This is a genomic window from Ruegeria sp. B10, assembly GCF_056539825.1.
Genome location: NZ_JBQFVP010000002.1, coordinates 236,358 through 247,237, shown reverse-complemented (window position 1 = coordinate 247,237; position 10,880 = coordinate 236,358). Strand labels below are relative to the sequence as shown.

Sequence of the window (10,880 nt, the reverse complement as noted above, 5' to 3'; positions counted from 1 at the left end):
TTAGTTGCCGGTCAGGGTGGCTACGTTCGCGACCGGCGTCAGGCCCCCGGCGATCAGAGAAATCGACTTGGTCCACTGCGCGTACGGTGCCTCAGTCACGTAGATTGTGTCATCGTCGCGGATCACGAAATCACGCGCGATGAACAAGCCATTGGGCGCGGTCAGGTTCAGCAGATAGATCATTCGCTGATCGCCCTGCAGATCGGAACGGCCCATCACCTGACGCGCGATGTCCTGACGTTCCCGGCGCAGGATAAAAATACCAGTCGGATCGGATGAGATGGATACCAGGCCGCCAACCTGTGCCAGTGCCTCAAGCGCGGACAGGTCCTGACTGTCGAAGGCGACGCGCGATTGTCCTCCAGTTGCGCCGAGCGCAATATAGGAACGGCTGTCTCCCTCGACCAGAATGCGGTCACCGCCGCGCAGCGCGACATCCAGTTTGGGATTGCGGAACAGGTCATTGTACCAGACTGTCCCACGTTGGTCTCCACGGATCAGCGTGACCAGCGCAATATCGGACTCAACCGAAACCCCCCCGGCCTGCGACAGCATGCCGAGCAGGGTACGGGTGGGGCGTTCTATTGGGTAAATTCCCGGGGCGCCGATAGTACCGCTTAGCGAAACAGTAGAGCCGTCACCGGCCAGGCGTCGTACTTCGACCTGAGGGTCGGGGGTTTGTTCCTTCAACTCGTCCGTGATCAACCCGCGGAGCTCTTCCGGAGTGTTGCCAGCGGCGCGTAAACGACCTGCGTAGGGGACGAAAATGAAGCCCTCGCTGTCGACTTGAACCTCGTTCAATGCAGTCGAAGAACCTGCATCGCCGGCGAGCAGCCCATCATCGACGTTCTCCCAGATTGTTAGGCCCAAAACATCCCCTGGGCGCACGGTGTCTGCGGTTAGTGACGGGGCTGAGGTAAAGGCGGAAGAGAACCCAAACTGCGGCACGGATGACGTGGCTCGCGAAACGCGGTCATCGACTTCTACCACAAACGCATTGCCGCCGTTGTTGACGGAGCCTGCCAGAATTTCGTTCTTGTTTGGGCCCGCCTTGGGCAACTGGCATGCACTCAGCACGACGAGCGAGGTCACAAGGGCGACCCCCCGTACCCAACGGATTGGAAAGCGATGCACTGCCGATAACCTCAGTTCTACTTGTTTTTCGGCAAACTACTCTTTTATCGCTACAACTTCCAGAGAAGGATGGCCGGGTCTACTCAACGATTTTCAACTGTGGCTCTGGGGTCGCGTCGACGGACAGCAGGGCCTGATAGGGATCATCAGCCCTCAGCATCATGTCGACAGTGCGGCGCAGCAATTGCCGACGTCCGCGTCTGGAGTAGTAGCCGCCCGGAACCTGACTGGTTTCCAGCAGAAACCGTCGATACAACTGGTAGGCCCCGATGTCGGGTAATTCAGGGTCGGCGAAGAAACAGCTAACCTCCTGTTGTGACACAAGTTCCGGTTTTTTATAGACCGCACGACCAAAAATCCGAAGGGGGATACCGCGCCACAGAACTTGCTGCCCGGCAGTTGAGTTGATGGTCACGGCCGAGTTGGCGTCGTCCAGCAGTTTCGCCAGTTTGCCGCCGGGAACGTAGTGAACCCGTCCCTTGATCCCGAAACTAAGCGCCAAATCCCGAACACGTCGGCGGAGGGGTTCGCGGTGGTTCTCAAGCGGATGCTCCTTGATGACAAGGTGGTGATGCGTGGGAGCGCCTTTCGCGAAGCCCTCCATCATTTGTTCTAAAAAAGCGCACATTCCCGAATAGTCTGAATGGGATTGGACCGAGCTGTCATGCCCTAGTTGCAACAGTACAAGGTGATAAGGAAAGGCCCCGCTACGTACCCGCGCCGTGGCCAGACTTCGTTGTAGCCGGTGCACGGGCATCAGCATAAGACGTTTGAAATAAAGGCGAAACTCTTTCGAGACTGGCAGCGCGCGGTGCGGTTTGAAATTTCGATAGCGCCCGTTCAGAAACAGCACGAACCAGTGATAGAGCGCGCCGTAGAAGATGTGTTGTCGCATGTCGCCCCAATGGGACGGCGGCGGCGGCGCGTGCCCGCCCGAATGCGACAAGGCCTGTGCCATCTGGTCCAGATCCAGAGACATAAGCCGCGAGTTGCCGTTTGAGCCGTCACGCTCATAGGTGACCCACCATGGGCGCAGGTAGCCTTCCTCGAACACATGCAAGGTGATGCCTCGTGTCTTGGCGATCCTGACGGCGTTTGCGTGAACAGGGCGGGTGTCGCCGTAAAGAACAATGTCTGTCACTTGTTTCTCGGCGATCAGCGCCTGCAGCACCTCGGGCCAGTGTTCCGGCGCATCGCGATAGGCGATGTAGCTTTTTCTGTCGAACCAGAAAGCCTGATCGCCCGCGTTGAAGCCAACACGCCATGTCTGCGCCCCCGAGGCCCGCAGCATCCGGCCCAACGCGTTGAAAAACGGGCCATGCGGGCCTTGCAGGAACAGAAAGACCCGAGGGTCAGCGATTGGGTCTGGGTGGTGCATCTGCGCGATTTAGCCAATATTCTTGTCGAAACTATGCCTGCCTGAGGATTTCTCGGCAAGGTTGGGCTTGCCGGGCGGCGCGGATCAGCTTACCTCGGCCCTGATAGTCTGAGACAGGGTAGAACGCGAGGGTTGACGGAATGTTTACAGGGATCGTGACCGATATCGGAACAGTGACCGAGTTGGACCAGCAAGGCGACCTGCGTGCGCGTATCCAGACGAGCTATGACACGGCCTCGATTGACATTGGCGCATCGATTGCAAGCGATGGCGTTTGTCTGACCGTGATTGCGCTGGGCGATGATTGGTATGACGTTCAGATCAGCGCCGAGACCGTCTCGAAAACCAACCTGAACAGCTGGGCGTTGGGCAAGCGTGTCAACCTTGAGCGGGCGTTGAAAGTTGGCGACGAACTGGGCGGTCACATCGTATCGGGACATGTGGATGGCGTCGCCGAAGTTGTCGATGTGCGCGACGAAGGCGACAGCACCCGCGTTACCTTGCGCGCGCCCAAGGACTTGGCGCGTTTTATTGCACCCAAAGGATCGGTTGCGTTGAACGGGACGTCTCTGACGGTGAATGATGTGGAGGGTTGCGATTTCGGCATCAACTTCATCCCTCACACCAAAGAGGTCACCACATGGGGTGATGTCGCAGTGGGGGATCGGGTGAATCTGGAAATCGACACTCTCGCCCGCTACGTCGCCCGGTTGGCCGAGACCGTCTGAGCGTTAGAATACGTCGCGTCTGAGCCCGCTCAGGCCGTTTGTGCTCTGGCTTTTGGATGCGGGGTGGTCTATCCCGCCTTGCAGAAATGCTCTTGTGAAAGGCTGCCCCATGAGCTTTGAAACCCCCGGCCCGGTCGAGGCCCAGCTGCGCGATGCGATCAGCCCGATCGAGGACATCATCGAAGAGGCCCGTGCAGGCCGGATGTATATCCTCGTTGATCACGAGGATCGTGAGAACGAAGGCGATCTGGTCATTGCCGCAGAATTTGCCGATGCCGAGGCGATCAATTTCATGGCTACCCATGGGCGCGGCTTGATCTGCCTGCCGATGACGGCTGAACGGGTCGATGCGCTGGCGCTTCCGATGATGGCGGTGAACAACTCATCCCGCCACGAAACGGCGTTCACGGTTTCGATCGAAGCGCGTGAAGGTGTGTCGACCGGTATTTCAGCCGCGGATCGCGCGCTGACCGTGGCAACGGCGATCAATGAACAGAACACGATGGCCCATATCGCAACACCAGGTCACATCTTCCCCTTGCGCGCCAAGCGGGGTGGGGTGCTGGTCCGCGCAGGCCACACCGAGGCTGCCGTGGATATCTCACGCCTGGCCGGGTTGAACCCCTCAGGCGTGATCTGTGAGATAATGAAGCCCGACGGCACCATGGCCCGTCTGCCCGATCTGGTCGAGTTCGCCAAAACCCATGACATGAAGATCGGTACGATCAGCGACCTGATCACCTACCGCTCGCGCAATGATAACCTCGTGGTCGAAACCTCGCGTGAGATGGTCTCGTCGGAATACGGCGGCGAATGGGAAATGCGCCTGTTCACCGATCAGCTTCACGGCATCGAACATGTCGTCATGATCAAAGGCGATATCACGACGCCCGAGCCTGTCCTGACCCGTACCCACGCGCTGCACGAAGCGCCGGATATCTTGGGCCTCGGTCCGAAGTCCTCTCGCGAATTGCCACGCGCAATGGAGAAGATCGCGGAAGAGGGCCGGGGGGTCGTCTGTCTGTTCCGCCAGCCGCGCAACTCACTCTACGCCGCCGAAGATGAGGGCCCGCGGACCATCAAGCAAACCGGTCTGGGATCTCAGATCCTGTCCAAACTGGGCATTCAAGAGCTGGTCCTGCTGACCGACTCGCCCGAAACCGTATATCTGGGGCTGGACGCGTTTGGGCTGTCCATCGTTGGCACCCGCCCGATCCTGAAGGAAGACTGATCATGGCTGAACAAGACAAACATGGCATTCTGCCGACACCCAGCTTCGACAAACCGGTAAAGCTGCTGATCGTCGCGGCGCCGTTCTACCGCGCGATTGCCGACAACCTGATCGCAGGTGCGAAGGCCGAGATCGAAGCGGTGGGCGGGACCTGCGAAGTCGTCGAAGTTCCCGGCGCGCTTGAGATCCCAACCGCTATCGCTATGGCCGACCGTCAGTGCGACTTCGACGGCTATGTTGCGCTGGGCTGTGTCATTCGCGGCGAGACCACACACTATGAGACCGTCTGCAACGACTCCAGTCGTGCGATCCAATTGATGGGCCTGCAGGGGCTTTGCATCGGCAACGGCATCCTGACCGTCGAGAATGACGATCAGGCTGAAGTCCGCGCAAATCCTGAAAAGATGAATAAAGGTGGCGGAGCAGCCGCTGCGGCCTTGCATCTGATCGCGCTCAGCCGTAAGTGGGGCTCTTCCAAAAAGGGCGTGGGTTTCAAGCCGCCGTCCGAGTCCATCCTTGTGGCGGGCGACAGCAACGGATCCACGACAGCATGACCCAGACAGACGCGCCGAAACCGGCCAACCAGAAACGCCTGATGAAATCCGCCGCTCGGCTTTATGCCGTGCAGGCACTGTTCCAAATGGAGCAATCGGGGCAGACGACCGAAGCGGTCGTGAATGAGTTTCTGGATCACCGGTTCGGTGCCGTCTACGAGGGCGAAGAAATGCTGGACGGCGACATCAGCGTCTTCCGGTCGCTGGTCGACAATGCGGTGAACTATCAGGCGCCGATCGACCAGATGACCGACCGTGCTCTGGTCGCCAAATGGCCAATCTCACGTATCGACCCAACCCTGCGGGCGCTGTTCCGTGCCGCCGGGGCCGAGCTGACGCAAAGCGACACGCCGCCCAAAGTGGTCATCACCGAGTTCGTCGACGTCGCGCGTGCCTTCTTCCCTGAAGGTAAAGAGCCGAAATTCGTCAACGCCGTGCTGGATCACATGGCCCGCGAGGCCCAGCCCGAGGCATTCTGACGCCTTTACTCGAATCAAACATGCGCTAACCTGAATGTCATAGCGCAATGAGGTTCGCCATGCCCAAACTGATCCGCCTGTATATCACGCAAGTCGCCTGGGGTTTCGTTATCTCGGCCGTGTTTGTCGGGGTGCTTCTGGCATTTAACGTGGCAAACCTTCGGCATTTGATCACCAGTTCGGAGATCGGTTTGGTCGCCCTTGCGATGATCTGGTTCATGAACGGGATCGTGTTTGCCGGTGTGCAGTTCGGCTACAAGATCATGAGCATGGCAGAAAAACCCGGCGGCCCACGTCGCGGCTCGCCTGTGGTGGACAGCTTCAAGCCGGCATTGGCCAAGCAGGAAGCGCGCGCAGAGCGCTGAATTTCATGGAAAATGTGGCGGGACCACCAGTCAACCGTGCGGTGTGATTCCCGAGGACCTGTATGTACAGGTGGGCGCCAGGTAATCAGGCCAGGACCTGAACAGAGCCAGCCCCCTCGGAATTGCTTAAGGCCACCAGAATGCTACCAGTCACAAGAAGGGCAGAACCCGCCAAGCGCCTACGTAGGGCGTCCGGCGGGTTTACACAAGGGGTCAGGCATCAACAGTTTCGTGCAGCGCTGTGCGCATCTTGCCGAAATGCTCATCCCAGCCATTGTCGAGCGCAAGGATCAGGCCGAACGCATCCGCGCCCTGAGGCAGGCCTTCATGTTGAAGGCTAAGCTTCGTACCGCCTGCCACAGGGGTCAGCGTCCATTTGACTAGACTGACCGCGTCTCCCATCGGCTTCACAGTGAATGTGTACTCAAGATATTCAGGGGCACGTGCTTCCCGTACCTCGCCCCAGATCAGCAGGTCGCCGCTGTTGGTCCCGAACATTTGCAGTTTGCTTCCCTTGGTCAACGTGCGCTCCGGCTTGTGAAACCACTCTGCCAGCCGTTCGGGCTCAGTTAGATAGGCCCAGACGGTATCTGGATCGGCCCGTAGAAAGATCGTTTTTTGCAATACGGCATTCGTCATTCTTTTTTCCTTTCAATAGCTTCCTTAAGGGAGTTGAGGCGTTCATCCCAGAACTGGTCAAAGTAGCTGAGCCAATCCAAGATCGGGGCCATGCCCTGAGGTTCAATTCGGTTGATGCGCTCTCTGCCGCGGGCTTCCACCGTAATCAGCCCACCATCAGACAAGACCGTCAGGTGCTTTTTGACGGCAGCCCTCGTCATGTCGAACCGGTTCGTCAGCTGCCCAATCGTCATGTCTTGAGAGGCAAGTAATTTGATGATGTCCCGACGGGTTGGGTCTGCCAGCGCACGGAACGCGTTTTGGGTTAGGGTCTGCATTCGTCTCCCCGGTAAAGATACCATTTGGTATCATATTAATGAGATACCATATGGTATCATGTCAAGTGTCGAGCGAAGGCTTTACTTTTGTTCACTAATTGTTCACATTCTCAGCATGACACTGGATTTACAGCCTGGACAGAAACTTGCGCGCGGCGTCGCGCGCCATCTAACCGCCCACGGTTTTGTTTCCGTTGAAGAATTTGTGCCGGCGCGAGGGCTACGCGTTGATGTGATGGGGCTAGGTCCAAAGGGCGAGCTTTGGGTGATAGAGTGCAAATCCAGCCGTGCCGACTATCAGTCAGATTCGAAGTGGCAAGGCTATCTGGAGTGGTGCGATCGATTCTTTTGGGCTGTCGATACCGAGTTCCCAACGGACCTCTTGCCTCAGGAAACCGGTCTGATTATCGCAGACGCCTACGATGCTGAGATCATTCGCATGGCACCCGAGGACAAGCTGCCTCCGGCCCGGCGTAAAAAGATGATCCAGAAATTCGCCACAGATGCTGCACGTCGATTGCAGGGGTTGCGCGACCCGCGGCTGTGACGCAGATCAGCCTTTGACGGCCAGGGCAGCTTGTGCGGCGGCACGCAGCTCGTCTGCGATCTCTTCGGCTTCCTCGGGATCGAAATCCATCGGAATCTCAAGGCCGTCGGCCTCGATAAACAGACGCACCATACCCTGATCGGTAGGGCCGATCTGAAGGTTGGCCTGAATGTCGCGTTCGGTGTTGATACCCATACTCGCCTCCGGGGACTGAGCGTTCCTGCTAGCGCGCACGGGGTTGAGAATCAAGCCGCCTTTGCGCTCTGATACGGTATGGAGAATGTAAGGATCAGACCCTTTCAGCCCCAGGATGCGCCTTGGTTGGTCGAGCGCCATGGAACCCTCTATGCTCGCGATGAGGGGTTTGATGACAGCTTCGCCCCGCTGGTCGCGCGCATTCTGGATGGTTTTATTGCCGATCATGACCCAGCGTGTGAGAAGGGCTGGATCGCCGAGGCAGAAGGCCAAAGGCTGGGGAGTATCTTTTGCGTCAAACTGGACGCGCAGACCGCAAAACTGCGCCTGTTTCTTCTGGTACCCGAGGCACGCGGTCTGGGGCTGGGAAAGCGGCTTCTTGGCTCCTGCATGGGCTTTGCCAAGACGGCTGGGTACCAGCAAATGCAGCTATGGACGCATGAAAGCCACAAGGCCGCCTGCGCCTTGTACCGGTCCACGGGATGGCAGTTGGTGGACAGCAAGCCGGTGTATTCTTTCGGCGTCGATCTCGTCGAACAAAGCTGGAAAATTCGGCTTTAATCCTCTTGCATTCCCGTGGCGTGTTCGGTACATCGCCCCTCACAAGTGCCGCCTTAGCTCAGTTGGTTAGAGCGCTGGATTGTGGATCCAGAGGTCCCCTGTTCAAGCCAGGGAGGCGGTACCATTTTCCCTCGATCAACCTAGGTTTCGAACAATAAACCGCGCTGGAAGCGCGGCGTAGAGTGTTAGATTTTGATGCTCAGGCGCGCTGGAGATCAGCGCGCCAGGTTCAGCCGCAACTTCATCTTGCTTTTCCGAGCGGCGGGCAGGTGCCGGTTCAGTCGCTTGTTGACCAGTCCAAAGCCCCAGATGATGACCAACGTCAGCAGGATGAAATAGAAGGCCAGAATCGGATAGGGGATGAACGGGTTGAAGGTCTTGTCCGCGAAATAGCTGGCGTAATACAGCGCGTCTCCGCGCTGTTGCCATGCTGGGAAGGCCGAGAAAAAGACCAGCGTTGTCGCGTGGAACAGAAAGATTGCCTCGTTAGTGTAGGCGGGCCAAGCCAGTCGCAGCATGGTCGGCCAGACAATCCGGCGGAAGCGAGCCCAGCCGGTCATGCCATAGGCATCTGCGGCCTCGATATCACCCTTGGGGATCGAGCGGAGGGCGCCATAGAAGATCTCACCCGTATAAGCGGCTGTGTTGAGGAACAGTACGATCAGCGCACCCAACCAGGCCGACGTCAGGGCGTCGAACATCGGATAGGGCTTCTTTAGCGACAGGAAGAAGAAATAGGCAAAGAAGAACTGGATGAACAGCGGAGAACCTCTGAACAGAAAGATGAACCACTCCGAGGGTTTGCGCAGCCATTTGTTCGGAGATGCCTTGCCGACGGCCAGGGCGGTGGCCAGGAAGAAGCCAGTCGCCAGGGCCATGATGCCGAAATAGACATTCCAGATCATGCCCGAGCCGATCAGCGTGAACTGTTCGCACAGGGTGAAGTCTGATTTGGGTAACAGGCGTTCGCCAAGGCCGACAGAGCGCAGGGCGTAGTCCTGAATCGTCTGGATGCAGCTCATGCCGTCGTCTCCTTGCGCAACAGCTCTCCACCGGATGTGGCCTGACCGTGGGACAAGCGGCGCATCAGCTTTTCAAGCACGATTTCCGAGACGCGGGTCATGCCGAGATAGAAGATCAGCAGGAACAGGAAATACCACATGCGCCAGTCGCCATGGGGGTAATCGGTAAAGCGCGACGTTTTGGTGCCACCCAACTCACGCGCCCAATAGACAATGTCTTCGATGCCCAGCAGGAACAGAAGCGGGGTGGCCTTGATCAGCACCATCCACAGGTTGGACAGGCCTGGCAGGGCGTAGACCCACATCTGCGGTACAAGAATGCGCCAGAACGTTTGCCGGCGGGTCATGCCATAGGCCTCGGCCGTTTCAAGCTGAGCATGTGGCACGGCGCGCATACCGCCGAACAGAACGTTGGCCGCGAACGCGCCAAAGACGATGGAAAAGGTGACAACGGCCAGAAAGAACCCATAGGTCTCGTGAACCCATTCCGGGGCGCTGCCCAAAGGCAGTTTGGCGGCCTGACAGACGATGAAGTCATTGCCTTGACGGACCGGATCCGTCCATTCGGGACACATGACTTGGTGGCGCGTCCACTCAAAGGCCTGATCCAGGGCTATGACGAAAAACAGGAAAAATGCGATGTCCGGGACGCCGCGCACGATGGCGATGTACCCTTTGCCCAGCCAGCTGAGCGGCGCGACATGTGACCTGGCTGCCATCGCGCCCGCAAAGCCAAAGCTCAGCGCGACCGGAGCGGTCACGGCCAGCAGGCCAAGCACCTTTAGAAAGGACAGGTAGAACGACCAATGCACGCCGTTGGTCAAATAGCACGAAAACCAGCGGAATGTGCCCAGCGTGTCGGGATCAGCGCAATAGGAAAACATGTGGCGTCTTTCGAACGTCAACTCCGGCGCGAGGCCGGGGCAGGTTCGGCACCTTCAAGACGCCGAACCTTTTAGTGCAGATCAGTTGGAAACGACAGAACCGTCGGCGTTGTAGGTCGGAACGCCTTCGCCGAACCATTTGACGATCAGTTCGTTCAGCGAACCATCTGCTTTCATTGAAGTGATCGCTTCGTCGAACTTGCCGCGCAGTTCGCCGTCGGATTCACGGATACCAAGGCCGATACCGCCGCCCAGCGGGACGTCATCGCCTACGAATACCAGCTCACCGGCCGACTCTTCGACGATCGGCACAAGGAAGTCCTTGTCGGCAAATACGGCGTCTGCTTCTCCGTTGCGCACGGCTGCGATGGTTTCTTCGGGGGTCGCGAACTCGACCAGAGTCGCGCCGGATTCAGCTACGTGACCAGCTTGAATGGTTGCAGTCTGTGCCGCAACAATGCCGCCGCCTACGTCAACTCCGTCCGATGCGCCAACATAGGCCGACGCCGCAGGAGGGAAGTAGTTTTGAGTGAAATCAATAACTTCATCACGTTCGTCGGTGATCGACATGCCTGCGATGATGGTGTCGTAGTTACCCGAGACCAGGTTCGGAATGATCGAGTCCCAGTCGTTCTTGACCCACTCGCATTCCAGGTTTGCGCGCTTGCACAACTCGTCGCCGACTTCACGCTCGAACCCGTCGATTTCGCCGGCGTCATTGATGAAGTTATACGGAGGGTAGGCACCCTCGGTGCCCATGCGGACGGTGTCGGCCATTGCGATACCGGCGGTCAGCGCCAGTGCTGCGGTGGACAGAATCAGGTTTTTCATTGGTTACTCCCCAGT

The 10,880-nt window shown here is 58.2% G+C and carries 15 protein-coding genes and 1 tRNA gene; 8 read left to right on the top strand and 8 right to left on the bottom strand.

The features are described from left to right. Together ACR0J4_RS03595 and ACR0J4_RS03590 are read right to left on the bottom strand one after the other, a co-directional pair. Positions 1-1,134 carry a polysaccharide biosynthesis/export family protein gene (locus ACR0J4_RS03595; RefSeq protein ID WP_170551674.1) on the bottom strand — a complete coding sequence of 378 codons (1,134 nt, stop codon included), beginning with the start codon at positions 1,132-1,134 and terminating at the stop codon, positions 1-3. A gap of 79 nt (positions 1,135-1,213) precedes the next feature. Further along, positions 1,214-2,512: a capsular polysaccharide export protein, LipB/KpsS family gene (locus ACR0J4_RS03590; protein WP_170642284.1), complete on the bottom strand. Its 1,299-nt coding sequence runs from the start codon at positions 2,510-2,512 to the stop codon at positions 1,214-1,216. A gap of 140 nt (positions 2,513-2,652) precedes the next feature. Between ACR0J4_RS03590 and ACR0J4_RS03585 the strand changes: the two genes are divergently transcribed. The 5 genes from ACR0J4_RS03585 to ACR0J4_RS03565 all read left to right on the top strand — a co-directional run bounded on the left by ACR0J4_RS03585 (position 2,653) and on the right by ACR0J4_RS03565 (position 5,869). Beyond that, on the top strand, positions 2,653-3,240 hold the full coding sequence (locus ACR0J4_RS03585; protein WP_170551668.1) for a riboflavin synthase: 588 nt from the start codon (positions 2,653-2,655) through the stop codon (positions 3,238-3,240). 109 nt (positions 3,241-3,349) lie between these two features. After that, positions 3,350-4,471: a 3,4-dihydroxy-2-butanone-4-phosphate synthase gene (ribB, locus tag ACR0J4_RS03580; RefSeq protein WP_170551665.1), complete on the top strand. Its 1,122-nt coding sequence runs from the start codon at positions 3,350-3,352 to the stop codon at positions 4,469-4,471. 2 nt (positions 4,472-4,473) lie between these two features. Next, a complete protein-coding gene (locus ACR0J4_RS03575) occupies positions 4,474-5,025 on the top strand; it encodes a 6,7-dimethyl-8-ribityllumazine synthase (RefSeq protein WP_170551662.1) in 552 nt (183 codons plus the stop codon). Further along, positions 5,022-5,504, top strand: coding sequence for a transcription antitermination factor NusB (gene nusB / locus ACR0J4_RS03570; protein WP_170478264.1), 483 nt, complete (start codon positions 5,022-5,024; stop codon positions 5,502-5,504). The genes ACR0J4_RS03575 and nusB overlap by 4 nt, the downstream gene beginning before the upstream one ends. A gap of 59 nt (positions 5,505-5,563) precedes the next feature. Beyond that, the gene (locus tag ACR0J4_RS03565; protein WP_170478268.1) at positions 5,564-5,869 is read left to right on the top strand and encodes a hypothetical protein; all 306 of its coding nucleotides are present in this window, start codon (positions 5,564-5,566) and stop codon (positions 5,867-5,869) included. Positions 5,870-6,082: 213 nt separating this feature from the next. On the opposite strand, the gene ACR0J4_RS03560 is transcribed toward ACR0J4_RS03565, so the two are convergent. Both ACR0J4_RS03560 and ACR0J4_RS03555 read right to left on the bottom strand, forming a co-directional pair. Beyond that, complete coding sequence (locus tag ACR0J4_RS03560; protein WP_170376273.1) at positions 6,083-6,508, bottom strand: SRPBCC family protein; 426 nt, start codon at positions 6,506-6,508, stop codon at positions 6,083-6,085. Further along, entirely contained in the window at positions 6,505-6,825 is a 321-nt protein-coding gene (locus ACR0J4_RS03555; protein WP_170376274.1) for an ArsR/SmtB family transcription factor, read from the bottom strand. Before ACR0J4_RS03555 ends, ACR0J4_RS03560 begins: the two co-directional genes overlap by 4 nt. A gap of 115 nt (positions 6,826-6,940) precedes the next feature. Here ACR0J4_RS03555 and ACR0J4_RS03550 point away from each other — a divergent pair, with 115 nt between their 5' ends. Continuing rightward, positions 6,941-7,372 (top strand): MmcB family DNA repair protein, encoded by a 432-nt coding sequence (locus tag ACR0J4_RS03550; protein WP_170376276.1) that lies wholly within the window; start codon positions 6,941-6,943, stop codon positions 7,370-7,372. Between the two features lie 6 nt (positions 7,373-7,378). On the opposite strand, the gene ACR0J4_RS03545 is transcribed toward ACR0J4_RS03550, so the two are convergent. Then, positions 7,379-7,567: a DUF6324 family protein gene (locus ACR0J4_RS03545; protein WP_170376278.1), complete on the bottom strand. Its 189-nt coding sequence runs from the start codon at positions 7,565-7,567 to the stop codon at positions 7,379-7,381. A gap of 78 nt (positions 7,568-7,645) precedes the next feature. Between ACR0J4_RS03545 and ACR0J4_RS03540 the strand changes: the two genes are divergently transcribed. Together ACR0J4_RS03540 and ACR0J4_RS03535 are read left to right on the top strand one after the other, a co-directional pair. Beyond that, complete coding sequence (locus tag ACR0J4_RS03540) at positions 7,646-8,128, top strand: GNAT family N-acetyltransferase (protein ID WP_170642282.1); 483 nt, start codon at positions 7,646-7,648, stop codon at positions 8,126-8,128. Positions 8,129-8,175: 47 nt separating this feature from the next. Continuing rightward, positions 8,176-8,252: transfer RNA gene (locus tag ACR0J4_RS03535), tRNA-His, on the top strand. Positions 8,253-8,343: 91 nt separating this feature from the next. Here ACR0J4_RS03535 and ACR0J4_RS03530 read toward each other — a convergent pair. The 3 genes from ACR0J4_RS03530 to ACR0J4_RS03520 form a co-directional block, all read right to left on the bottom strand. Beyond that, a complete protein-coding gene (locus ACR0J4_RS03530; protein ID WP_170470205.1) occupies positions 8,344-9,150 on the bottom strand; it encodes an ABC transporter permease in 807 nt (268 codons plus the stop codon). Beyond that, positions 9,147-10,034, bottom strand: coding sequence for an ABC transporter permease (locus tag ACR0J4_RS03525; RefSeq protein WP_170376284.1), 888 nt, complete (start codon positions 10,032-10,034; stop codon positions 9,147-9,149). The genes ACR0J4_RS03530 and ACR0J4_RS03525 overlap by 4 nt, the downstream gene beginning before the upstream one ends. An 81-nt stretch (positions 10,035-10,115) precedes the next feature. Beyond that, a complete protein-coding gene (locus ACR0J4_RS03520; protein ID WP_170551634.1) occupies positions 10,116-10,865 on the bottom strand; it encodes a transporter substrate-binding domain-containing protein in 750 nt (249 codons plus the stop codon). Positions 10,866-10,880 lie beyond the last annotated feature (15 nt).